The organism is Nocardia sp. NPDC059180 (assembly GCF_042754945.1).
In the GTDB taxonomy this organism is placed as follows: domain Bacteria; phylum Actinomycetota; class Actinomycetes; order Mycobacteriales; family Mycobacteriaceae; genus Nocardia.
The window spans coordinates 153,661-176,445 of sequence record NZ_JBHZBU010000006.1 but is presented as its reverse complement, the minus strand read 5'-3'; the positions used below and the strand labels follow the sequence as shown (position 1 = coordinate 176,445).

22 protein-coding genes are annotated in these 22,785 nt (G+C 66.8%); 14 read left to right on the top strand and 8 right to left on the bottom strand.

Annotated elements, in window-relative coordinates; translation table 11 throughout:
- Positions 1 to 76: 76 nt before the first annotated feature.
- The 9 genes from ACFXNW_RS20135 to ACFXNW_RS20095 all read left to right on the top strand — a co-directional run bounded on the left by ACFXNW_RS20135 (position 77) and on the right by ACFXNW_RS20095 (position 8,244).
- Positions 77 to 1,009 carry a LysR family transcriptional regulator gene (locus ACFXNW_RS20135; RefSeq protein ID WP_379419242.1) on the top strand — a complete coding sequence of 311 codons (933 nt, stop codon included), beginning with the start codon at positions 77 to 79 and terminating at the stop codon, positions 1,007 to 1,009.
- 54 nt (positions 1,010 to 1,063) lie between these two features.
- A complete protein-coding gene (locus ACFXNW_RS20130; RefSeq protein ID WP_379419241.1) occupies positions 1,064 to 1,546 on the top strand; it encodes a hypothetical protein in 483 nt (160 codons plus the stop codon).
- A 71-nt stretch (positions 1,547 to 1,617) separates the two neighbouring features.
- On the top strand, positions 1,618 to 2,472 hold the full coding sequence (locus tag ACFXNW_RS20125; RefSeq protein WP_379419240.1) for an ABC transporter permease: 855 nt from the start codon (positions 1,618 to 1,620) through the stop codon (positions 2,470 to 2,472).
- Positions 2,465 to 3,286, top strand: a complete 822-nt coding sequence (locus ACFXNW_RS20120) for an ABC transporter permease (RefSeq protein WP_379419239.1) — start codon at positions 2,465 to 2,467, stop codon at positions 3,284 to 3,286. The genes ACFXNW_RS20125 and ACFXNW_RS20120 overlap by 8 nt, the downstream gene beginning before the upstream one ends.
- Complete coding sequence (locus ACFXNW_RS20115; RefSeq protein WP_379419238.1) at positions 3,287 to 4,273, top strand: ATP-binding cassette domain-containing protein; 987 nt, start codon at positions 3,287 to 3,289, stop codon at positions 4,271 to 4,273.
- A 373-nt stretch (positions 4,274 to 4,646) separates the two neighbouring features.
- Positions 4,647 to 5,144 carry an excalibur calcium-binding domain-containing protein gene (locus tag ACFXNW_RS20110; protein WP_379419237.1) on the top strand — a complete coding sequence of 166 codons (498 nt, stop codon included), beginning with the start codon at positions 4,647 to 4,649 and terminating at the stop codon, positions 5,142 to 5,144.
- 45 nt (positions 5,145 to 5,189) lie between these two features.
- On the top strand, positions 5,190 to 5,615 hold the full coding sequence (locus ACFXNW_RS20105) for a hypothetical protein (protein ID WP_379419236.1): 426 nt from the start codon (positions 5,190 to 5,192) through the stop codon (positions 5,613 to 5,615).
- A 266-nt stretch (positions 5,616 to 5,881) separates the two neighbouring features.
- The gene (locus ACFXNW_RS20100) at positions 5,882 to 7,006 is read left to right on the top strand and encodes a PLP-dependent cysteine synthase family protein (protein WP_379419460.1); all 1,125 of its coding nucleotides are present in this window, start codon (positions 5,882 to 5,884) and stop codon (positions 7,004 to 7,006) included.
- Positions 7,003 to 8,244, top strand: a complete 1,242-nt coding sequence (locus tag ACFXNW_RS20095) for an MFS transporter (protein ID WP_379419235.1) — start codon at positions 7,003 to 7,005, stop codon at positions 8,242 to 8,244. Before ACFXNW_RS20100 ends, ACFXNW_RS20095 begins: the two co-directional genes overlap by 4 nt.
- A gap of 61 nt (positions 8,245 to 8,305) precedes the next feature.
- Here the strand turns inward: ACFXNW_RS20095 and ACFXNW_RS20090 are convergent, their stop codons facing one another.
- The 5 genes from ACFXNW_RS20090 to ACFXNW_RS20070 form a co-directional block, all read right to left on the bottom strand.
- Positions 8,306 to 9,028, bottom strand: coding sequence for a DUF4389 domain-containing protein (locus ACFXNW_RS20090; protein ID WP_379419234.1), 723 nt, complete (start codon positions 9,026 to 9,028; stop codon positions 8,306 to 8,308).
- A gap of 175 nt (positions 9,029 to 9,203) precedes the next feature.
- Positions 9,204 to 9,524: a hypothetical protein gene (locus ACFXNW_RS20085; protein WP_379419233.1), complete on the bottom strand. Its 321-nt coding sequence runs from the start codon at positions 9,522 to 9,524 to the stop codon at positions 9,204 to 9,206.
- 223 nt (positions 9,525 to 9,747) lie between these two features.
- A complete protein-coding gene (locus ACFXNW_RS20080; protein ID WP_379419232.1) occupies positions 9,748 to 10,089 on the bottom strand; it encodes a hypothetical protein in 342 nt (113 codons plus the stop codon).
- Complete coding sequence (locus ACFXNW_RS20075; protein ID WP_379419231.1) at positions 10,090 to 11,274, bottom strand: fatty acid desaturase family protein; 1,185 nt, start codon at positions 11,272 to 11,274, stop codon at positions 10,090 to 10,092.
- A gap of 19 nt (positions 11,275 to 11,293) precedes the next feature.
- Positions 11,294 to 12,352, bottom strand: coding sequence for a ferredoxin reductase (locus ACFXNW_RS20070; RefSeq protein ID WP_379419230.1), 1,059 nt, complete (start codon positions 12,350 to 12,352; stop codon positions 11,294 to 11,296).
- A gap of 182 nt (positions 12,353 to 12,534) precedes the next feature.
- On the opposite strand from ACFXNW_RS20070, the gene ACFXNW_RS20065 reads away from it, so the two are divergent.
- Positions 12,535 to 13,143, top strand: coding sequence for a TetR family transcriptional regulator (locus ACFXNW_RS20065; protein WP_379419229.1), 609 nt, complete (start codon positions 12,535 to 12,537; stop codon positions 13,141 to 13,143).
- 117 nt (positions 13,144 to 13,260) lie between these two features.
- On the opposite strand, the gene ACFXNW_RS20060 is transcribed toward ACFXNW_RS20065, so the two are convergent.
- A complete protein-coding gene (locus ACFXNW_RS20060; protein ID WP_379419228.1) occupies positions 13,261 to 14,610 on the bottom strand; it encodes an MFS transporter in 1,350 nt (449 codons plus the stop codon).
- Positions 14,611 to 14,855: 245 nt separating this feature from the next.
- Here ACFXNW_RS20060 and ACFXNW_RS20055 point away from each other — a divergent pair, with 245 nt between their 5' ends.
- The 3 genes from ACFXNW_RS20055 to cmrA are packed head-to-tail and all read left to right on the top strand — an operon-like array spanning position 14,856 to position 18,345.
- The gene (locus ACFXNW_RS20055; protein ID WP_379419227.1) at positions 14,856 to 15,428 is read left to right on the top strand and encodes a PadR family transcriptional regulator; all 573 of its coding nucleotides are present in this window, start codon (positions 14,856 to 14,858) and stop codon (positions 15,426 to 15,428) included.
- A 21-nt stretch (positions 15,429 to 15,449) separates the two neighbouring features.
- A complete protein-coding gene (locus tag ACFXNW_RS20050; protein WP_379419226.1) occupies positions 15,450 to 17,486 on the top strand; it encodes an FAD-dependent oxidoreductase in 2,037 nt (678 codons plus the stop codon).
- Between the two features lie 55 nt (positions 17,487 to 17,541).
- The gene (gene cmrA, locus ACFXNW_RS20045; protein ID WP_379419225.1) at positions 17,542 to 18,345 is read left to right on the top strand and encodes a mycolate reductase; all 804 of its coding nucleotides are present in this window, start codon (positions 17,542 to 17,544) and stop codon (positions 18,343 to 18,345) included.
- Positions 18,346 to 18,455: 110 nt separating this feature from the next.
- On the opposite strand, the gene ACFXNW_RS20040 is transcribed toward cmrA, so the two are convergent.
- Positions 18,456 to 19,418: a peptidase gene (locus tag ACFXNW_RS20040; RefSeq protein ID WP_379419459.1), complete on the bottom strand. Its 963-nt coding sequence runs from the start codon at positions 19,416 to 19,418 to the stop codon at positions 18,456 to 18,458.
- Between the two features lie 225 nt (positions 19,419 to 19,643).
- Between ACFXNW_RS20040 and lysA the strand changes: the two genes are divergently transcribed.
- Complete coding sequence (gene lysA, locus ACFXNW_RS20035) at positions 19,644 to 20,987, top strand: diaminopimelate decarboxylase (protein WP_379419224.1); 1,344 nt, start codon at positions 19,644 to 19,646, stop codon at positions 20,985 to 20,987.
- 43 nt (positions 20,988 to 21,030) lie between these two features.
- Here the strand turns inward: lysA and ACFXNW_RS20030 are convergent, their stop codons facing one another.
- A complete protein-coding gene (locus ACFXNW_RS20030; protein WP_379419223.1) occupies positions 21,031 to 22,758 on the bottom strand; it encodes a helicase HerA-like domain-containing protein in 1,728 nt (575 codons plus the stop codon).
- Positions 22,759 to 22,785 lie beyond the last annotated feature (27 nt).

The following is a 22,785-nucleotide window of genomic DNA, read 5'->3' as shown; positions in this document are numbered from 1 at the left end:
AAAGATCAATGCAGTTTGCGACCCACTTTTGCAGCAATGTGCTGCAAATATGCAGCCTTCGTGGTGTGATCGTCGGATGACCGCGGAGCGACGACATATGGCCGGTGGACAGCCCAATCCCGATGATCTGCTGGTCATGCTCGCCGTCGCGCGGTTGGGTAAATTCTCCGCGGCCGCCGACGCGCTCGGCGTGAACTCCACGACGGCCTCGCGCCGCATCGCCGCCTTGGAGAAAGCGATGGGCGGGCGGGTGCTCGTGCGCGGGTCCGGCGGGTGGGAGCTCACCGAATTGGGCCGTGGCGCATTGGTGGTGGCCGAGGAGATCGAGCGGTCACTGCAGCAATTGGCGACCCCCGCGCAGGTGCAGCGCGACGGCGTGAGCGGCCTGGTGCGGATCGCGGCCTCGGACGGATTCGCGGTCCGCTTCGCCGTTCCCGCGCTGGCCCGGCTGCAGGAAAGCCACCCGCGGCTATCGGTCGAGCTGATCAGCGCAACCCGCCGAGTACGGCAGAACCGCTCGGGCGTCGATTTGGAGATCGTCGCGGGCCGACCGGACGTGCACCGCGCGATCGCACGTTTCCTCACCGACTACTACCTGGGCCTATACGCCAGCGACAGCTACCTCGCCCGGCACGGCAGCCCGGCCGCACTGGCCGACCTCGCCGACCACCGCCTGATCTACTACATCGAATCCGCCTTACAGGTCGACGAATTGGATCTGGCTGCCAAACTGCTGCCACAGCCGGCCACCAGCCTGCGCTCGACCAGCGTTTTCGCCCACGTCGAGGCGACGGTCGCCGGCGCAGGAATCGGCATCTTGCCGGTGTACCTCGCCGATGAACGACCCGAGCTGCGGCGGCTGTTGCGCGAGGAATTCAACCCGGAGATCTCCTATTGGTCGGTAGCGCGCGAGGAGTCGCTGCGCAGCAACGCGGTTCGCGCGGTGCTCACAGCTTTACGCGCCGAAGTCGAGTCCCGGTCGGCGGAGCTGCGCGGACGCCCCGGCTAACGGCATCGGTCGCGAGCACGACACACTGGACAGACGGACCAGGGAGGACGCCACATGCACAGCTCCATACCGCATATCCGCACCGCGCTGCTCGGCTTGCCGACGATCGCGCTCGCCGCAGGGATGCTCGCCGCGGGCCCCGCCGCCGCTCAGGGCACCGGCCTAGACGACTACACACCGGTCGACGCCACCCGCTATCTGGTCTCCGACCCGGCACTGAAGGGAAGCGCCTTCTTCACCACGCCCGACGGACGCCACTGCGCCATCTACTGGAACAACGGACCCGCAGGCTGCGACGCGGTGCCGATAGACGCACCCGCGGGCACCGATCAGATCCGCACCGGCCAATTCGAGCCCGCGCATTTCGTCGACGCCGGCGACCCGATCTTCACCCACCCCGAAGCGGCGGCCCTGTCGGAAGGCCACAAGATCACTCTCGGCGGAACCACCTGTGGTGTCGGCTATCAGGGCACGGTCAGCTGTGCGGCCGGTCCACACGGCTTCACCCTGGCGGCGACCTACAGCGTGCTGTACTGACCGTTCGCGCGGATCCCCCGCGGCAATAAGCACTTTCACCGCACCCACCCGACAGGTAGAGTCATACCCTTGTGCCTCGGCATCGGGAGGGGTTGGCTGTGCTCACCGCCGCGCTGGATCTGCGCAGGTCGTCAGCGGTGTACTGGTATCTGGCGGTGGGTGGCTTCCGTCGGCAATGGCAGTACAAACTGGCCATGTTCGCTGGGCTGTTCACCAACTGTGTCTTCGGGTTCGTTCGCGCGGCGGTGATGGTGGCCGCGGTGGGGGCTGCGGGCAATTTCGCCGGCTACGACGCCGACAGCATCGGCGCGTACGTGTGGATATCTCAGGGCTTACTCGGTGCGGTCCAATTCATGGGGCCGCATACGGAATTGCGTGAACGCGTCCGCAACGGAGATATCGCGATCGACTTCCTGCGCCCCGTCGACGTCCAGCTCGGCTACCTTGCCGCCGATCTGGGCCGTGCGGCGTGCACGCTACTGCCGCGCGGCGTGCCGAGCATTCTGGTCGGCGCACTCACGTTCGGCTTGGCGATGCCCGATACGCCCGGCCCCTACCTGCTGGGGTTGATCAGTGTGGTGCTGGCGGTCACGGTGTCATTCCTCTGTTTGTTCGCGGTGACGACCGCAGGCTTCTGGGTCGTGGAGACGCGTGGGATCGAAATCCTGCACCGGACCTGCGGGGTATTCCTGGCCGGTCTCGCCGTGCCGGTCCACCTGTTCCCCGACTGGCTGCGCACCATCGCGAACGCGACGCCGTTCCCCTCGATCCTGCAGGCCCCGGTCGACGTGCTGTCGGGCCGGGTGCTGGGCGTGGACGCGCTACAGGTCGTCGGCGTTCAGATGTTCTGGGTGGTCGTGGTCGGCGCACTCGGCCAGGCAATGCTGCGCGCCGGGCGGCGCAAACTCGAGGTGCAGGGTGGTTGAGCGGAGCGCGGCGGGCACCCGGCTCACCCCGTATCGCGCGGTCTTACGCTCCCGGCTCGACGCACAGCGCAGCTACCGGCTCTCCTTCGCCAGCGATCTGTTCGGCGCGTTCCTGCTGGGACTGGCCGAATTCGGCGAGGTGTGGGTGATCTTCGGCAGCGGGCGGGTGATCGGCGGGCTCGATCTGAACGCCGCCCTATTGCTGTTCGGATTGAGCAACACCGGTTTCGCGCTGGCCCAGGTGCTGTTCGGTCATCTCGACCAGCTGCCGACACTGATCCGGCTCGGCACCCTCGACACCTATCACCTGCGGCCCCAGCCGCTGCTGCTGCAACTGATCACCGGCGATATCGCGCTGCGCCGTTTCGCCCGCGCGATCGTCTCCATAGCCGTGCTGATCATCGGCCTGTTCCGCAATGACATCGACTGGTCACCCAGCTCGGTCCTCATCCTGACGATGGCACTGTTCAGCGCGATCGCGTTGTTCGGTGGATTGTTCGTCTGCGCGGCGGGCTGCCAGTTCTACTTGATCGACGGATCCGAACTCACCAACAGCTTCACCTACGGCGGCATGTTCGCCGCGACCCAGCCCGCGTCGGTGTTCCCGACGCCGCTGCGGCTGCTGTTCGGGTTCGCCATCCCGGTCGCGTTCACCGCCTATCTGCCGACGATCGCGGTGCTCGGCCTGCCCGGTCCGGCATTTCTGCCCGCATGGCTGGCGTGGCTGACGCCGATCGCCGCACTGTGGGTGTGGCTGATCGCGCTCGGCATGTGGCGGCTCGGTACCAGGCACTACCAGGGAGGCGGCGGCTAGATGACTGATTCGATCGCAGATCCGATCATCGAGATCGAGGATCTGACCCGGCAATTCGTACTGCGCCGCAAGGACGGCAACCACTGGCGCAGGCGCCGCGAGGTACTCACCGCCGTCGACCGGCTGACCTTCCGGGTCGAGCGAGGGTCCGCGGTCGGCTACATCGGCGCCAACGGTGCGGGCAAATCCACCACCATCAAGATGCTGACCGGCATCCTGGTGCCGACTTCGGGCACCGTGCGCACCTGCGGACTCGAGCCGGTGCGTCAGCGCAGGCAACTCGCGAGCCGAATCGGCGTGGTGTTCGGTCAACGATCCCAGCTGTGGTGGGATCTGCCGCTGCGCGAATCGTTTTCGATCCTGTCCGCGATCCACCGGCTCGATCCGGAGATCGCCCGCAAGCGCACCCATGAGCTGATCGAGCAGTTGGAGATGGGCGACACCCTCGATACCCCGGTGCGGCAACTCTCGCTGGGCCAGCGCATGCGCGCCGAGGTCGCGGCGGCGCTGCTGCACTCCCCCGACCTCGTCATCCTGGACGAGCCGACCATCGGGCTCGATGTGCTGTCCAAACAGCGCCTTCGCGAATTCCTGCGCGACGAGCGCACCCAGCGCGGCACCACCTTGCTGCTGACCACCCACGATATGGGCGATATCGAGCGACTCTGCGAGCGCGTGCTCGTCGTCGACCACGGCAACCTGGTCTACGACGGTTCGCTGGCCGGGCTCGGCACGACGGTCGGGGCGCGGCGCGTCCTGGTGGTGGATCTCGCCGAGCCGGCACCGGATATGACCGATCTGCCTGGCGCGACCTTGGTCTCCAGCGAGGGCGGCGGCCTGCGTCAGCGGCTGGCCTTCGACGCCGAGACCACCACCGCCGCCTACCTACTCGCCGCGGTATCCGAACGCGCCGAGGTGCGTGATCTGTCCATCGAGGAACCCGAGATCGAGGACATCGTCCGCCGGATCTACCAGTCCACTCGCTGAGGTGATATTCCCCGCTCATCGCACTCGCGTGTCGCCGTAACACCGAAAGTCTCGGTGCGGATTGAACGAGTGACAACCCAGCGCACTCGCGCGACACACGACTGCCGGCGTGCAACCCACTCCGGCGAGCGGCTCACCACCCCTGCGCAGGCCGATCTGTGCCGCACATCGCCTGGTGGCCGGTCCGCACACGAAGGTGAACCGATGACGGCGATAGCACTCGCAGCGATGATGGTCGCGCTGCTGATCGGAATGACAGTCGGAATACATACCGCTCGCGACGAACTGGCGGCCTATTCGTTGCGCAAGTTCGGGCGCTCGTCGATACTGGCTGACGTTCATCTGATCCGAAAGCCTTTGGGGGGAACCGATCATGGTCAAATCTCGGCCGGTGCTGGTGATACTCGGCACATTACTCGCCGCCGTTCTGGTGCTGTCGATGAGCGGTTGCGGCTCGGGTAAGAAGCGCCGCTCGTCGAGTTCGTCACACGGGGCGGCCACCACCAGCGCGCAACCGTTCCAGAACTGCTCCCAGGTGTGGGACGCCGGAAAGGCGCCGCTGCGCCGCGGCGATTCCGGCTACACCGCACAGCTCGATCAGCTCGATGGCAAGAATGACGGCCTCGCCTGCGCCGATCGGCCTGCGGGTTCGACCACCACGAAACGAGTGGTGCCAGGCGCCGCGACCGCGCCGAGGCAAACACCGACGATCGCGCCTGTGCCGAAGCCTGGTTCGGGTGGTTCCTCGCACCCGCGCAACACGCCCGCGCCGAAGCACACCTCCAGCGGCGGTTCCGGTAGCGGCAGCCGCTCGGGAACGGGTTCGGGACGCTCGGGGTCGGGCAGCCGCTCCGGGTCCAGCCGCCGATAGCGAGCCGACCGTCCCACCACCGGGAGGGTTGTACTATCGGCAGACGTGACCATCGGCGCGATACGTACCCCGGGTATCCGGGTCGTTGTCGCGTTCCTGTTCGCGGTGTGGTCGATCGCGATGTCGCTGCCGGAATGCCACGTGTTTCCCGCGCACGCCTCGGCGGTCATGCATCCGCATATCGAATCCACCGACCCGGGCATCGCGAGCCCCGAGGCGGTGCGGGCGCTGGCGATTCCGCATCCGCATGCCGGTGAGCCGGATCGACATCTCCCCGCCGAGGCGGTCCTCGCGACGCTGCCACGCAGCGGTGTCAGCTTGTTCGATCTGCTGGTCCTCGCCGCGCTGCTGATCTTCGCGCTCTCGCTCACGGCGATGCTCGCGCATGGGGTGCGGGCCCCGCCGTCCACGGGTCCGCAGGCCCCCAGCGGCCGTGAGCTACTCATTCGATTCTGTATCGCCAGGAACTGATCGGCGAGCGTCAGGCCGATGCTGCCGGGCCGGCCGGTGTTCGTGCATTTCGCACTCACACCTCCTCGCTGCGATCAGCGACCGCACAGAATCGACTGTTCACCATGTCTTCTGCACTGCACAGTGCTGCCCTGCCCACTGCCACGTCTGCGTATGCCTCGGCCACGACTCGGCCCGGGATCGACCCGCACCGGCACGCGGCTGACACCCTCGTCAGCCCGGCAGCGCTACTGACGACCGCCAACCGCTGCCCCCGCCCCGCGACCATGGTCGGCAATACGCCCGTCCTGTGGGTGACCGAACCACTGGCGCCCTCCGGTCGCGGGTTCTGGGCCAAACTCGAGGGCGCCAATCCCGGCGGCATGAAGGACCGCACCGCCCTGCACATGGTCGAGCGCGCCACCGCACGTGGCGAACTCGCACCAGGCGATCCGATCATCGAATCCACCAGCGGCACTCTGGGACTCGGGCTCGCGCTGGCCGGGATGGTGCACGGCCACCCGGTCACCCTCGTCACCGATCCCGGACTGGAACCGCTCATGCGCCATATGCTCGCCGCCTACGGCGCCCGAGTAGAGATGGTGGAACAGCCACATCCCGTGGGCGGCTGGCAGCAGGCCCGCCGCGATCGTGTTGCCGAGCTGCTTGCCGAAGATCCACGGGCCTGGTGCCCTGATCAGTACCGCAATCCCGACAACCGTGAGGCCTACGAGTCGCTGGCGTTGGAACTGGTGGCACAGCTGGGCCGAGTCGACGTTCTGGTGTGCTCGGTGGGTACCGGCGGCCATTCGGCCGGCGTCGCGCGGGTGCTGCGCCGGTATTTCCCGCACCTGAAGCTCGTCGGCGTCGATACGGTGGCGTCCACGATCTTCGGCCAGCCTGCCGGACCGCGACTGATGCGCGGGCTCGGGTCCAGCATCCATCCCGATAATGTCGACTATCCGGCGTTCGACGAAATCCATTGGGTCGCACCGTCAGAGGCCGTGTGGGCGTGCCGGGCACTGACGGCGACCCACCATGCCAGCGGCGGATGGAGTGTCGGCGCGGTGGCGTTGGTCGCCGGATGGCTGGCGCGCACCAGCGAGCCGGACGCCCGGATCGCGGCTGTGTTCCCGGACGGACCGCTGCGGTATTTCGACACCGTCTATAACGACGACTACTGCCGCACGCACGGCCTGCTCGACGCTCCGGTGCCGGACGAACCCGCGACGATCACGCATCCAGGTGACGCCGTGGTCACCAGCTGGACCCGCTGCACCACCGTGCTCGATCCGCGAGGTCGGCGCCGCACCGAGCCGACCGCACAATCGACCACCTCGCACCGACCGACGGCAGACGGCATCGACCGGCGTAGCGACCATGCCTCGACCGCTCAGGAGATCACCCGGTGACCGAGTTCTTCGCGACCTATCGCAGCTTCAGCAGGCCGAGCCGGATGCTGATGATCAATCAGTTCGCCATCAACATCGGCTTTTTCATGCTGATGCCCTATCTGGCCGGCTATATGGCGGGACCGTTGGGGCTGGCCGCATGGGCTATCGGCCTGGTGCTCGGCATCCGCAACTTCAGCCAGCAGGGCATGTTCCTGGTCGGTGGCACCCTGGCCGATCGGCTCGGCTACAAGCCGCTGATCGTTGCCGGATGTTTGTTGCGCACGGGCGGTTTCACTCTGCTGGCTTTCGCGGATTCACTACCGGCACTGCTGATCGCCTCGGCCGCCACCGGTTTCGCCGGTGCGCTGTTCAATCCGGCGGTGCGCGCCTATCTCGCGGTGGATTCCGCCGATCGCCGGGTCGAAGCCTTCGCGATGTTCAATATCTTCTATCAGGCCGGCATCCTGTTCGGCCCGGTTGTCGGGCTGGCGTTGATGGCGTTCGACTTCCGTGCCACCGCCGCTGGGTCGGCCGTGGTGTTCGCCCTGTTGACCATCGCCCAGTTGCGCGCCCTGCCGCAGCACGAGGCGGAAAAGAAATCAGCTTCGGTACTAGACGATTGGCGGGTGGTCGTCGCAAATCGCCCGTTCCTGCTGTTCGCCGCGGCGATGATCGGCTGTTATGTCCTCTCGTTCCAGGTGTATCTGGCCTTGCCGATGCAGGCGAGCCGAGTAGTGGGCGCCGAGGCCGCGACCACCCTGATGACGGCGGTATTCGTAGTGTCCGGGGTCATCGCCATCGCAGGCCAGCTGCGGATCACCCGCTGGTTCGCCGCGCGCTGGGGACGGCCGCAGAGTCTGGTCCTCGGCATGGTTATCCTTGCCGCCGCGTTCGTGCCGTTGCTGCTGGTACCGGGCACCGCGCTCGGCACACCGGTCGCGATCGGGGTCATGCTGCTGACGGCGGCGGTGCTCGGTGTCGGCGCGGCGGCGGTGTTTCCGTTCGAGATGGATACCGTGGTCGCTCTGTGTGGCGATCGGCTGGTGGCCACCCATTACGGGCTGTACAACACCATCGTCGGCATCGGCATTCTGCTCGGCAACTTGGGCACCGGCACCATCCTGGACGCCGCGCGTGCGGCCGGTCTCAGTTCCCTGGCCTGGGCGGGGCTGATCGCGATCGGGGCGATCTCGGCGGGCGGTCTTGCGCTGCTCACCCGCGCCGGCCGGTTGGACGCGCCGGTTCCGGTGGGCTGACAGACCAGTGGGTGGCGGGCGCCGGTCATCGACGCCCACCACCCACATCCGCGGTGAGTGCCTACTTCATCGCAGTGGGCCCGTCCGGCATACCGCCCTCGCGGGCACCCTGATCCAACCGGAAGGGCGGGTACTCGTCACGCATGAGCGAGGAGTACGCCTGTACACGCAACGCCCACCGATTGATCCCGAGGACGAAGTCGTACAGGCCACCGGGGTAGCGCGCGGTGAACAGCAGGGCGATGACCGCGATCAATACCAGCAGGCCGAGCAGGGGTGGCGCGTACGCGCCGTGCCATTCATCATCCCAGCCCGTCGCGGCCCATGTACCGCTCACCATGGCCCCGACCAGCAGATAGTGCGGGATCGCCAGCAACCACCACTTCACCAGCACCAGGCCGCGATGCAGGCGTTCGGGGTAGTCGACCACCACGTCGGCCGGGTAATCCGGCCTCGAATCGAGCGAGAACGGCGGGTATTTGTCGGTCCCGAGCACACCCCACGCATAGAACGTGACCCGCCACGACCAGCGCATCACGCCGACATTGAAATCGAACAGACCGCGCGGATACCGGCCGGTGAACAGAATCGCGAAGAAAGCGATGATCGTGACGACCGCGTACGCGATGTGCAAGAAGAACAACACGATGTAATGCGGAATGGCGAGAATCCACTTCACCAGCCACATCCACCGCGACAGCGCGGGGTCGAGATCGCCGCGGACGTGGACGGGATAGCCGGATGTCGCGGGGACGCCGGTATTCTCGGGATTGCCGGGTTGCATGGTCGACACTCCTTACCAATGCTCGGGGAGCAGGGCGGCATTTGTGGCCGTGTCTGGTGATTGTGTCCCACAACGCGTTAGGCGTCGGCAACGATGCGGTACCGACACGCCGACAATTCGTTCGCCGGGTGAACGGATTCGGTCCCTCAGGCCTTTCGCGCCCGGAAATCGGTTGTCAGTGGGGCGCTTCTCCGTGCGCGGAGTACAGGCTGATGTCGCCGTCCTCGCCGAGAAACGCGTTGACGAGCATGATGCGGCCTTCGCGCAGCACATCGGGTTCGGGCGCGCTGGTGGTGATGGTGATCTGCGGAATCGACGACCAATTCACGACGTAGCGCTGCGGCGGGCCCGCGTCGTCGGACAGCCGGGCAAGCCGGAACACCGACACGTCCTGGCGGAGCATGAGGTCGCGGATGACCTCGGCGATTCGCTCGGGGTCTTCCAGCGCGAACATGAAGCCGAATGTCAACTCGGGCGAGGACACGTAGGCGGGCACAAACTCCGAGGCTAGCCCATTGATTGCCGGTGCGCAGGCACTACGCGCGGGCAGTTGCCGACGGTGCGCCGGCAGTTTCGAACGGTGGCAGTAGACGTCATTTCCGCATTCGGCCCGGAAACCGGATCGCGCCGGTGCCGAGGGGGTATCCGTCCCAGTCGGAGCCCCTCGGCCCGGCGCATCCATCCGCGGGGTTCGCCGCGATGGTGGTTGATTCCCGCGGCTAGCGCGGGCGGTCGGTCTCCGGATCGACGACCTCGGCCTCGACGTAGCTCGCCGGGGTGACATCGGCGCCGAAACGCGGATCGTCGTCGAGGCCGGTGAGCCGGGGCTCGGCGTCGAACTCCGGATCGTCGGCGGGTACCTCGACCGCGTCGGCGGCGTCACGCTTGGCCGCGGCCGCCGCTTCGTTCATTTCGATCGCGTCGGTGATCCACTCACCGATCTCCCGGGTCACGTCGGCAACGGTGCCGGTGATGATGGTGGCGATATTGCCGACATGCTTGGCACCGGAAGACGTCAATTCTTGGATCAGATCTTTGTTGGCTTCGAATTTCCCGATCATTTACACGCCCACTTCGGTAGCCTTCCGCTGTCGCATCACGATAACACCGGGGGCCGGCTTCTTCCGCAGGGCAGCGGGCAGCAGGGCGGCGAAACGGGATTCGAGCAGACGCGGCGGCAGAGCCAGTTGGAAGATCTTCGCCCACACCGAACCGATCTGCTTGCTGAACGGACCGGTGTTGTACGGAAGACCATATTTCTTGCAGAGTTCTTCGACCTCGGGAGCCATCTCCGGGTAACGGTTGGCGGGCAGGTCCGGGAACAGATGGTGCTCGATCTGATGCGACAGGTTGCCCGACATGATATGGAACAGCTTGCCGCCGTCGATGTTGGCCGAGCCGAGCATCTGGCGGACGTACCACTCGCCGCGGGTCTCGAACTCGGTCTCCTCCTCGGTGAACGTCTGTACGCCCGAGGGGAAGTGCCCACAGAAGATGATCGAGTACGCCCACACGTTGCGGACCAGGTTCGCCGCGACATTGCCCGCCAGCGTGCTGACGAACAGCGGCCCGGTCAGCGCAGGGAACACGATGTAATCCTTGAGCACCTGACGCCCGGACTTACGCAGCTGGCCCTTGATCAGCGGCTTGAGGTCGGACCACTTGCGCTTGCCCTGGATGATGTTGTCGGCCTCCAGGTCGTGCAGCATCACGCCCCATTCGAAGAACACCATCAGCAGGAACGCGTACACCGGGTTGCCCAGGTAGTACGGATTCCACTTCTGGCCCTCGTCGATGCGCAGGATGCCGTACCCGATATCGCGGTCGCGGCCGTGGATATTGGTGTAGGTGTGGTGCATGTAGTTGTGCGAATGCTTCCACTGGTCCCCCGGGCAGACGTTATCCCACTCGAACACACGGGAATTGAGGCCCTGCTCACGCATCCAGTCGTACTGGCCGTGCATGACATTGTGGCCGATCTCCATATTGTCCAGAATCTTGGACACACCGAGCGCGGCCACGCCGGCCAGCCAGAACGGAGGCAGGAAGCCCAGGTACATCAGTCCGCGACCGGCGATCTCGAAACCGCGCTGCGCCTTGATGATCGAGTAGATGTATTCGCGGTCGCGCTCACCGAGGTCGGCGACGATGCGGTCGCGCAGCTCGTCGAGCGCACGGCCGATCTCCTCGACCTGGTCCGGCGTGAGGACGAGTGGGCCGTCCTTCGTTTCGGTCAGAATGGTCATCGGTTCTCCCCTTCAGTTGTCAGATGTCGATGTCGACGTCGCCGACGGCGGCGCTGACACAGAGTTGGATGGGCTGATCGGGATCGGCGTCGGTCTCGCCGGTACGCAGGTTGCGGGTGCAGCCGGTACGCCGGACGGCGGTGCAGGAGAAGCAGATACCCATCCGGCAGCCGAATTCCGGGTTCAGCCCGGCAGCCTCGGCCTGCTCGAGCAGGCTGTCTCCGGTGTTGTCGGCACTGACGCCGCTGGCGGAGAAGCTCACCGTGCCGTGGACGTCGGCGGCGTCGACCGGCGCCACCGACAGCGTGAACTCCTCGGTGTGCAGGCGATCACCGAGCTGCTCGGCGTCGAAGACTGTACGCACCGAATTCATCAGCGGAGCGGGCCCGCACAGGTAGGTGTGCGCGTCGGCGAACCACGGCGCGATCCGTTCGAGTTCGTCGTAATCGAAGGTGCTGCCGTCCAGCTCCGGGTACCGCATCTCCAGTGTGACGTTGGGATGGGCGGCGGCGATGGCGGCGAGTTCGACGCGGTGCGGAACGTATTCCGGTGTGCGTGCGTAGTGCAGGAACACCACCGGGCCGGTATGCCCCTCTTCGGTGAGGGTGCGCAACATCGACAGCACGGGCGTGATGCCGCTGCCGCCGCTGATCAGCAGCACGCGGTCCGGGCGCGCGTCGGGCAGATGGAAGACGCCCGACGCAGGCACGAGATCGACGACGAGGCCCGGTTCGGCCGTTCGGTGCAGGTACCGCGACACCAGGCCTTCCGGATGCACCCGAATGGTCAGGTCGATGCGACGGTGCCGCTCGTGCTGCGAATTCACCGGTGAATAGCAGCGGGTGTGGCGCACGCCGTCGATGACGACGCCGATCTGCACGAACTGGCCGGCCCGGAAACCGGACCACTGCCGCGTCGGCCGCAGCGACAGCGACACCGTCCCCGGCACCGACCGGTCCACCCGCACGATCTCCGCGCGCAGCTCCCGAGCGGTGAGCATCGGGCGCACCAGCTCCAGATAGCGATCGAGCGGATGCGGTGTGGTCAGGGTCTGCACCAGATTGACGAGATCCACCATGGGGTTTCTCCGTGCCTGTCGTTGGTCACACTCGGCGGGACGAGACCGAGACAAATTTCAGTGTACGTCTGTACACTCAACAGTGTGACCGATGACCGGGGATGGATGTCAACCAGGAGCTCATGTGACGCGAACTACATCTACGGAATAAGCGCATGGTGAACGGATGTATGCTCACCGTGATGAGCGAGCAGGCGGAAACCCGAGTCGAGCGCAAAGAGCGCACGCGGCGGGCGCTGCTGGACGGGACCCTCACCCTCGCCGCCGAACGCGGTTTCGCCGCGCTCAGCCTGCGCGAGATCGCCCGCTCGGCAGGCATCGTGCCGACAGCCTTCTACCGGCATTTCGCCTCGCTGGAAGATCTGGGCGCCACCCTGGTCGATGAAGGTGTCAAGGCGCTGCGCCTTGCCCTGCGGCAACTGCGTCGCCGGCCGGACGCACATCTGTCGGAGACCGTGCGTTTCGTCTTCGATCAGGTGGGCGACAAGCGGGAACTGTTCGGCTTCCTTACTCGGGAGCGACGCGGCGGTTCGGCCGCGCTGCGGCAGGCGATCGCCCTGGAAATGCAGCTGATCGTGCGCGAACTGGTGGTCGACTTCTCGCGCATCAGCGCGCTGGATTCCTGGTCACCCGAGGATCTGGAGCTGGCCGCGGATCTGATCGTCTCCACTGTCGCCGACGGCATCGCCGACTACGTCGCCGCCGCACCACGCGACCAGCAGCCGACGGTCGACCGCACGGTGTATCAGGTCCGGCTCATCGCGCTGGGCATGGGCGCCTGGAAGCCGTAGGCCCCGATCACGTGCGGGGACGGTGACCGATTGGCGTCTTCACCCCGTCGATCATGCGTGGACCGCCGGGCGATCGGCGCCCGCGTCATGTCCGCGTGCGAACGCACCGCTCGACCGTCACTCCTTGGCATCAACAGGCCGAGCCGAGTTGTGCACCGCATCCGGCGGTGGGACCGCGAGCAAAGCGGCCAAGCCGAGGGCCAGCACTACCAGCAGCCCGACGATGCCCGCCCGGTCGGTCGCGAACGCCCACGCGAAGAAGCCGAACAGCAGCGGGGCAAGGAACGAGACCGCCCGGCCGGTAGTGGTGTAGAGGCCGAACAGCTGGCCTTCACGACCCGGGGGTGCGAGCCGAGCCAGGTACGAGCGGGCCGAGGCCTGCGCAGGGCCGACGAATACCGTCAGCAGCAGGCCGAATATCCAGAACATGAGCGGACCGGAGACCGCGAGCAGCGCGCTCCCGCAGATCAACATCGCCACCAGCGACACCACGATCACCCGCTTCGGGCCGACCCGATCGTCGAACCGGCCCGCGATGATCGCGCCGAGCGCCGCGACCACATTGGCGGCGATACCGAACAGCAGCACATCGTCATCGGCGAAGCCGTACACCCCGACCGCCAATACCGCGCCGAAGGTGAACACCCCCGCGAGGCCATCTCGGAATATCGCGCTGGCCAGTAGGAACCCGACCGTGCGCCGATCCTCGACCCACAGTTCGCGCAGGTCCCGCCACAGCACCCGATAGGAGCCGAGCAGCCCCCCGGACGCCGCGCCCGGATCGGCGCCGGTGCGCACCACCTCGGGCACCGCGAACAGCACCGGCAGCGCGAACGCGGCGAACCACACCGCGGCCAGCACAGCCACCAGCCGGATATTGAGACCGTCGTCGGTGGGGATGCCGAACAGCCCGCGCTGGTCGCCGTCGCCGGCGATGAAGCCGAGATAGCAGATGAGCAGCAGGAAGATTCCGCCGAAATAGCCCATCGCCCAGCCGAATCCGGACACTCGGCCGACGGTGGCCGGGGTCGAGACCTGACGCAGCATGGCGTTGTAGGGCACATTGGCCAGTTCGAAGCAGGCCGAACCGAAGCCGAGCAGGACCAGACCGAGCCACAGATCGTGATAGTCGTCGTGGACGAAGAACATCGCGACCATCGCGACCACGGTCAACGCGGTCAGCACACCGAGCGAGCGTTTGCGATTGGCGGTGGCATCGAAGCGCTGCCCACTGACCGGCGCGGTCAGGGCGACAACGAGCCCGGCGATGCCGAGTGCCCAGCCCAACCACGCGCTCGCCGAGATACCGCCGGGCAGATCGTCGCCGACGCTGTCGGTCAGATACACCGAGAATACGAAGGTCAAGATGACCGCGTTGAATGCGGCCGAGCCCCAATCCCACAGGCCCCACGCCACCACCTGCCCGCGCCCGGTACCGGCCTCACCGCGCGCGTCGACCTCGCTCATACGCGCACCCTAATCGAGAGTGCGGCCCGCAGCCGGTCATCGGTCCGCGCCTTGCCGAACAGGATTCCGCTGTACCGACCGCCATCGGTCATACCCTGGTGACTCGGCCCGACGCACCGTAACCGCCGCGTCGTGTGCCCACCACGGCGCGGCCCGTCGCCGCCTGCCAGCAGGCAGCAATCTGGGACCGAGAGCTATATGCACCCAGTTGCATAGTACTTACAGTATCGAATACTCTGAATGGTATGGCTCTCGAGCATGCCCTGCTGGTCTCGCTGACCGAACGCGCCGGATCCGGATACGAACTGGCCGCGCGGTTCGACAAGTCGATCGGCTACTTCTGGAGCGCCACCCATCAGCAGATCTATCGGGTGTTGCGCCGCATGGAGGAATCCGGCTGGCTGCACAGCGAATCGGTCGCCCAGGAGGGCAGGCCGGACAAGAAGGTTTATTCGGTGAGCGAGGCCGGACGCGCGGAACTGGCGCGCTGGATCGGCGAGCCCACCGAACCCGAACGCGAGCGCAACGAATTCTTCGTCAAGGTGCGCGCCGCTGCCTACGGCAACCTGAATGCGCTGCTCACCGAGGTCGCGCGGCGTCGCGACGAACACCGCCGGCAGCTCGAGCTGTACCGGCTCATCGAGAAACGAGACTTCCCGGCGCCGGATCAGCTCACCGGCACCGGGCTGCACCAGTACCTGGTGCTCCGCGCGGGAATCCGCAGGGAGATCGGGTCCGCCGAATGGTGCGACGAGGTCCTGGAGGCCTTACGACCGAAAACCCCGCCACCGCACCCGCCAGCCCCGGGCGCGGACTGACGTCAGAAAGCGAGCCCGATCGTGAGATCGACCAGCTACCCCCATCTGTTCGAGCCCCTCGACCTCGGCCACACCACGCTGCGCAATCGCGTGATCATGGGGTCGATGCACACCGGCCTGGAGGATCGGGCCTGGGACACCAACCGTCTCGCCGCCTACTTCGCCGAACGCGCGCGCGGCGGCGTCGGGCTCATCATCACCGGCGGCTACGCCCCCAACCGGACCGGTTGGCTGCTGCCGTTCGGCGCCAAGCTCACCAATAAGACCGAGGCCTACCGGCATCGGGCCATCACCCGTGCGGTGCACGCCGAAGGCGGCAAGATCGCGTTGCAGATCCTGCACGCGGGCCGGTATTCGTACATGCCCGGCAGTGTGTCGGCATCCTCGATCAAGGCGCCGATCAATCCGTTCCGGCCGCGCAAGCTCTCGGCCAAGGGCGTCGAGCAGACCATCGATGATTACGCGCGTTGCGCCGGGCTGGCCAAGTTCGCCGGCTACGACGGCGTCGAGATCATGGGCGGTGAAGGCTATTTCATCAACCAGTTCCTCGCGCCACGCACCAACAAGCGCACCGACAAGTGGGGTGGATCGGCGCAGAACCGGCGCAGGCTCGCCGTCGAGATCGTGCGCCGCACCCGCGCCGCCGTAGGGCCGGACTTCATCATCGTGTTCCGGCTGTCGATGGCCGAGCTGGTGGAGAAGGGCCAGACCTTCGACGAGATCGTCGCGCTGGCCCAGGAACTCGAAGCCGCGGGCGCCAGCATCCTCAATACCGATATCGGCTGGCACGAGGCTCGGGTGCCGACGATCGTCACCTCGGTGCCGCGCGGGGCCTTCGTCGAATTCACCGCGAAGATCACTTCGCAGGTGAATATCCCCGTGTGCGCTTCGAACCGGATCAATATGCCCGAGATCGCGGAGGAGATCCTTACCCGCGGTGACGCTCAGTTGGTTTCGCTGGCGCGACCGTTCCTGTCGGACCCGGACTGGGTCAACAAGGCCGCGCAGAACCGGGTCGACGAGATCAATACGTGCATCGCCTGCAATCAGGCCTGCCTCGATCACGCTTTCCAGCGCAAGACCGTCTCCTGCCTGCTCAACCCGCGTGCCGGACACGAAACCGAGCTGAAGCTCCTGCCCACCCGCCGCGCCAAGCGCGTCGCAGTGGTCGGCGCGGGGCCCGCCGGACTGTCCGCGGCGGTGAATCTCGCCGAACGCGGTCACCGCGTCGATCTGTTCGAAGCCGACACCAAGATCGGCGGCCAGTTCGATATCGCGCGGCGTATTCCAGGCAAGGAAGAGTTCGACGAGTCCATCCGGTACTTCACGCGCAAGCTCGAAATCACCGGCGTCACCGTTCATCTCGGTAGGCGCGCCACCGCGGCCGACCTGATCGAGGGCCGCTACGACGAGGTTGTGCTGGCCACCGGTGTGCGCCCGCGCATTCCGAACATCCCCGGCATCGACCACCCCATGGTGCTGACCTACGCCGAGCTGGTGCGCGAGGAGAAACCGGTCGGCAAGCGCGTCGCGGTGATCGGCGCGGGCGGCATCGGTTACGACGTCAGCGAATTCCTCACCGTCGAGGGCCATCCCACGCTGAAGCTGGACGAGTGGAAGCAGGAGTGGGGCGTCGATTCGGCCGATGAACAGGTCCGCGGCCAACTCGCCACGCCGGTCCCCTCCCCCGCCGCCCGCGATGTGGTGCTGCTGCAACGCAAGTCCGGCACGTTCGGCACGAGCCTCGGCAAGACCTCGGGCTGGGTGCATCGGGCCGCGCTGAAAGCCAAGGGAGTCGAGCAGATCGGTGGCGTCAACTACGAACGCATCGACGACAACGGGCTGCACATCAGCTTCGGGGACAAACGCGAGCGTCCGCAGCTGATCCCGGTGGACAACGTCGTCATCTGCGCCGGTCAGGAATCGGTACGCGACCTGGAAGACGACTTGCGCGCGGCCGGGATGAACCTGCACCTCATCGGTGGCGCCGAACTCGCGGCCGAACTCGACGCCAAGCGCGCGATCAATCAGGGCACCCGCCTGGCCGCTCGGCTGTGAGCTGAGCAGGTCGGCCAGCGACACGTGGCGGACCGGTGTCGCTTACGCTCATGGCGTGAGCTTGCCTGCCCCCACCGCCGACAATCGTGCCGTCGTCACCGGAGCGTCGTCCGGGATCGGAACCGCGCTGGCCGCCGAACTGGCCATGCGCGGATATTCGCTGATCCTGGTCGCCCGGCGCGGGGACATCCTCGAGGAGTTGGCACAGCGCCTGACGCTGGCCCACGGCATCACCGCCGAGGTGCGCGCGGTCGACCTCGCCGACCGGGAACAGCGGGCGCCGCTGGTGGAGGAGTTGTCGGCGCGCAATATCGCCATCCTGTGCAATAACGCGGGCATCGCGACATTCGGCGCGGTCGCCGACCTCGACCCCGCCTATGAGCGCGACCAGCTCGAGCTCAACGCCGTCGCCGTGCACGACCTGTCCCTTGCGGTCCTGCCCGGCATGATCGAGCGCGGCGCGGGCGGCATCCTGATCAGCGGCTCGGCGGCGGGCAATATGCCGATCCCGAACAACGCCACCTATGCCGCGAGCAAGGCCTTCGCCAACACCTTCTCCGAATCGCTGCGCGGTGAGCTCAAAGGCACCGGCGTCAACGTCACCCTCCTGGCGCCGGGCCCGGTCCGCACCGAGGCTCCGGACCCCTCGGAGGCGTCGATCGTCGACCGCATGGTCCCCGACTTCATGTGGGTCTCCTCCGAATCCACCGCCAAATCCTCCATCGATGCCCTCGCCCGCAACAAAATGCGCATCGTCCCAGGGTTGATTTCGAAGGGCATGAGCGTCGCCGGCCAGTACGGCCCGCGCGCGGTCACGGCCCCGGTCGCCGGAGCGTTCTACAAAAAACTCGGCAGCTGACCCACACCCAAACCCTCCCCCCGCACCCCCAGGCCGATGCGAGCACGAGGGGGCCATGAGACTGGCGACACGCCGCAAGGCCCGGTCTCATGTCCCCCTCGTCGAACCCGCTACCGCGGGAAGAGGGTCAGGACCTGGGTCATGACGTCTCGGGCGACGTCGTAGGTTGCTGCCGAGACTTCGACGATCGGGACGCGGGCGCCGAATATCGTTGTGTCGGGCGGTAGTTCGGGGCCGACGACTGCGGTCAAGATCGGGATGCTGCTGTCGTAGAGCGAAGCCCACCGATGCACGGTGCGGTCGCCGATCTGCTCCTGGGTGCTGTTGGCCGCCACGTGGGCGGGGACGCGGTACTCATAGCTGACGGTGACGGTGTCGTCGCGGTACCGAAACAGGCATTGGGTGAGTCTGCGTTGATCAGTGTCCGCGGTGCCTGCCAGTTTCGAACGGACCGCGCACGGGTCGGCGCCGAGCAGCACCGTGGGCACCGTATCGGGCGAGGTTCCCTGCGGCGGCGACTGCCGCCACCGGTCGATCATCCCGGGCAGCAACCCGTCGGCGACGGCGCACGGATCCTGCCCCGGCGTCGTCAGGCCCAGGTAGAAGGCGGCGCCCGACAGGAAGCGGGCGGTGGCGCCGCAGGAGCGCGGCGGGCCGTCGTCGCGGTCGGGGACCAGCCGCACGCTCACATCACCGACCTGTTTGCTGATACCGCGGCCGGGGGTCAGTTCGGGGAGCAGGGTTGCATGCCAAGTGAAGACGCTGCCTTCACCCGGTGCCTCGCTGCCGAGGGTCGCTCGGCACGAGTCGAGACCGACTGTCACGTTCCGAACCTCGCCGAGGTCATCGAGGGTGTCGCGCGGGATCAGCGAGCACACATCGATCTGGCGGGTCGCTTGCGCAACGGTTGCGTGCTGCGGCGCGGTGTCGGCGGGTGCCGACCAGAATTCGGGCGGTGGGGCGGGAATCACCGGCGACGGTGGCGCAGGTTCGGCTGCCCGGGTGCTTTCCTCATCGCTGCAGCTCATGACCGAGAGCACGACGACCGCGGCGAGCGTGAGCGTCCGATACATCGTCACACCTGTCCTCCCAGCCGAACCTGAGCCGAATCGATGTCCGGCCCCGAGTCTCCCGCACCGGCAATCTGCTCGCAATCACTCGAGCTCGTCAACAGCTGGTCAGGATCGACGGCCGGGGTGTCAAGGACTCGTCAGCGCGCTGCCCGCGTTCCTTGGCGCGGCGTAGTCCTGGAGGTGGCCCCGCATACCGAGAAAGCGGGGGCGTCTCAGGAGAAGCTTGTGACGTTGCTCGATATTCTTCCGTCGTTGCGGACGGTGGTGCGACCGCGACTGGATTCGGCGGTGTGGCCGCAGGACACGCATTACGACGACTACGGGCGGATCACCGTCGGTGGAGTGGCACTGGCCGATATCGCCGATCAGTTCGGCACCGCCACCTACGTGCTCGACGAACGCGAGGTCAGGGACCGCTGCCGCGCCTATCACAAGCACTTCCCGGAGGCGGAGATCATCTATGCCGGTAAGGCGCTGATGATCCGGGCTGTTGCGCAGTGGGTGCGCGAGGAGGGCATGTCGGTGGACGTTTGCTCGGGCGGTGAGCTGGCCATCGCACTCGCCGCCGGGGTCGATCCGCAGCGGATCGTGCTGCACGGCAACGGGAAATCCGGTGACGAACTCACCACCGCCGTCGACGCCGGCGTCGGCCGGATCGTGGTGGACTCCCTCACCGAGATCACCCTGCTCTCGGCGCTTGCCACCCGCCCACAACGTGTGCTGCTGCGCCTGTCGCCCGGGATCGATGTGCACGGGCACCCCGCGGTGCGCACCGGCGTGGTTGATCAGAAGTTCGGTTTCCCACTCGGTAGCGCGATGGCCGCCGAAGCGGTGCAGCGCATCATGGCGCAGCCGAATCTGAACCTGGTCGGCCTGCACTGTCACCTGGGGTCGCAGATCTACAACCCGGACTACTACGGGGAGGCCGTCCGGCGGCTGATCGGCGAAATGGCCTGGATCCGCCACGAATACGACCACATCCTCACCGAACTCGACCTCGGCGGCGGGCATGCGGTCGCCTACCGCGGCGGCGATGCGGAAATGAACCTGGCCGAGCTGGCCGACATCATCGACGACGCCCTCGACTCGGCCTGCGCCCGGCATCGCTTCCCACGCCCGGCCATCGCCTTGGAACCCGGCCGCGCGATCGTGGCGCGCGCCGGGGTGACGCTGTACCGGGTGCTATCGATCAAACATATCGACGGCGGCCGCACCTTCGTCACCGTCGACGGAGGAATGAACGACAACCCCCGAGTCGCGCTCTACGGCGCGGGATACGAGGTGGTGGTGGCGGGCAGGCATCCGCGCGGGCCACAGATGACAGCAACAGTCGCGGGCCGGTACTGCGAGGCAGGCGATATCCTCGCCACCGACATCCGGCTCCCGGCCGATCTGCGCCCGGGCGAAGTACTGGCCGTTCCGTGCACCGGCGCCTATCACCACAGCCTCGCCTCCTCGTACAACAGCGTCGGCCGTCCGCCGATCGTCGCCGTGCGCGACGGCCGGGTTCGCGAACTGGTCCGCCGCGAAACCATCGCTGATCTCATGGCCCGCGATACCGGCGCATAGCGAACGCCTGATCGCCCGCACCGCGCGGTGAACAGACCTCCGCTCAGCGGCGTTTGCGGGTGCCGAAGAGGGTGCGGGTGATCTCACGCCCGGCGACGGTGGCCGCGGAGCGCAGGAAGCTCTTCACCGCCGGGTTCTTCATGATGCGTTCCGCGGCCGAATCGTCGTCCGCGCTGGGCGAGCGCCCTGGAGCGGGTTCCGGCTCGACCTCCGGTTCGGCCGCCGCGACATTCGCCGCGAGCATCTCGTAGGCCGATTCTCGGTCCACCGTCTGCCCATACTTGCCGTGCAGGGCACTGGCCAGCGCGCGCGACTTGATGGCGTCGGCGCCGATGGTGTCCATGAGCGAGCGCGGCGGCTGAATCTTCGTCCACGCCACCGGCGTCGGTGAGCCGCGCTCGGACAGCACGGTCACGATCGCCTCGCCGGTGCCGAGTGAGGTGAGCGCCTTTTCGAGGTCGTAGGCATCGCTCTTCGGGTAGGTGCGCACCGTTTTCGACAGCGCCTTCTGATCGTCGGGGGTGAATGCGCGCAGCGCGTGCTGCACGCGCGCACCCAGCTGGGACAGCACCGGATTCGGGATATCGGTGGGCAACTGGGTGCAGAAGAACACACCGACACCCTTGGACCGGATCAGTTTCACGGTCTGTTCCACCTGGTCCAGGAAAGCCTTCGACGCGTCGGCGAACAGCAGATGCGCCTCGTCGAAGATGAACACCAGCGCGGGTTTGTCCACATCACCGACTTCGGGCAGGGTCTGGAACAGATCGGCGAGCACCCACATCAGGAAGGTGGAGAACATCGCGGGCCGCGCCGCCTGCGCGCCGAGTTCGAACAGGGTGATCACGCCCCGGTCACCTTCGGTGCGCAGCAGATCGGCCGGATCGAGTTCGGGTTCACCGAAGAAGGTGTCGCCGCCGTCGGCTTCCAGATTCACGAGCGCACGCAGGATCACCCCGGCCGTCGCCGAGGAAACACCACCGATGCCTTGCAGATCGGCCTTGCCCTCCGGGCTGGTGAGATGCTGGATCACCGCGCGCAGATCTTTCAGGTCGAGCAGACCGAGACCCTGCTTGTCGGCCCAATGGAAGATCAGCCCGAGCGTGGATTCCTGGGTTTCGTTGAGCCCGAGTACCTTGCTGAGCAGGATCGGGCCGAACGAGGTGATGGTCGCGCGGATCGGCACGCCGATCCCCTCGGTCCCGAGCGAAACGAACTCGGTCGGGAATCCGGCGGGCGCCCAGTCGTCGGCGCCGGTCTCCACAGCGCGCTGGGCCAGCTTCTCGCTCTGCTCCCCCGGCTGCGACAGCCCCGACAGATCACCCTTCACATCGGCCATGACCACCGGAACGCCCGCGCGCGAGAGCTGTTCGGCGATGCCCTGCAAGGTCTTGGTCTTTCCGGTACCGGTGGCGCCGGCGACCAGGCCGTGCCGGTTCATCATGCGCAAAGGAATCCGCACTCGCGCAGTGGAATCGACTGTGCCATCGACGATCACGGTGCCCAACTCCAACGCCGCGCCTTCGACCGAGTATCCGGATGCGATCTCCTGCGCGACCGACGAGCCGCCATCTCCGGCTGCCGCGCCACCGGACTCAGCTGCCGAAGCACCGGATACGGCCGTCGCGCCCGAGTCGGTCGCAACACCGCCCGACTCCGCCGCCGCTTCGGCTTCCGCGGCCTCCGCCGCCGCTGTCGCCTCGGCGGCAATCCGCGCGGCTTCCTCTGCTGCCTTGCGAGCGGCCGCGGCCTTCTCCTGTGGGGTGGTCATCGCAGGTCCTCCTGTGTCGAGCGGAAC

Bases quoted from the DNA above. Each gene is read 5' to 3' on its own strand.
- ACFXNW_RS20135 (WP_379419242.1), top strand. From the start codon at position 77: ATGACCGCGGAGCGACGACATATGGCCGGTGGACAGCCCAATCCCGAT.
- ACFXNW_RS20130 (WP_379419241.1), top strand. From the start codon at position 1,064: ATGCACAGCTCCATACCGCATATCCGCACCGCGCTGCTCGGCTTGCCG.
- ACFXNW_RS20115 (WP_379419238.1), top strand. From the start codon at position 3,287: ATGACTGATTCGATCGCAGATCCGATCATCGAGATCGAGGATCTGACC.
- ACFXNW_RS20110 (WP_379419237.1), top strand. From the start codon at position 4,647: ATGGTCAAATCTCGGCCGGTGCTGGTGATACTCGGCACATTACTCGCC.
- ACFXNW_RS20100 (WP_379419460.1), top strand. From the start codon at position 5,882: ATGGTCGGCAATACGCCCGTCCTGTGGGTGACCGAACCACTGGCGCCC.
- ACFXNW_RS20090 (WP_379419234.1), bottom strand. From the start codon at position 9,028: ATGCAACCCGGCAATCCCGAGAATACCGGCGTCCCCGCGACATCCGGC.
- ACFXNW_RS20080 (WP_379419232.1), bottom strand. From the start codon at position 10,089: ATGATCGGGAAATTCGAAGCCAACAAAGATCTGATCCAAGAATTGACG.
- ACFXNW_RS20075 (WP_379419231.1), bottom strand. From the start codon at position 11,274: ATGACCATTCTGACCGAAACGAAGGACGGCCCACTCGTCCTCACGCCG.
- ACFXNW_RS20070 (WP_379419230.1), bottom strand. From the start codon at position 12,352: ATGGTGGATCTCGTCAATCTGGTGCAGACCCTGACCACACCGCATCCG.
- ACFXNW_RS20065 (WP_379419229.1), top strand. From the start codon at position 12,535: ATGAGCGAGCAGGCGGAAACCCGAGTCGAGCGCAAAGAGCGCACGCGG.
- ACFXNW_RS20060 (WP_379419228.1), bottom strand. From the start codon at position 14,610: ATGAGCGAGGTCGACGCGCGCGGTGAGGCCGGTACCGGGCGCGGGCAG.
- ACFXNW_RS20055 (WP_379419227.1), top strand. From the start codon at position 14,856: ATGGCTCTCGAGCATGCCCTGCTGGTCTCGCTGACCGAACGCGCCGGA.
- ACFXNW_RS20040 (WP_379419459.1), bottom strand. From the start codon at position 19,418: ATGTATCGGACGCTCACGCTCGCCGCGGTCGTCGTGCTCTCGGTCATG.
- ACFXNW_RS20030 (WP_379419223.1), bottom strand. From the start codon at position 22,758: ATGACCACCCCACAGGAGAAGGCCGCGGCCGCTCGCAAGGCAGCAGAG.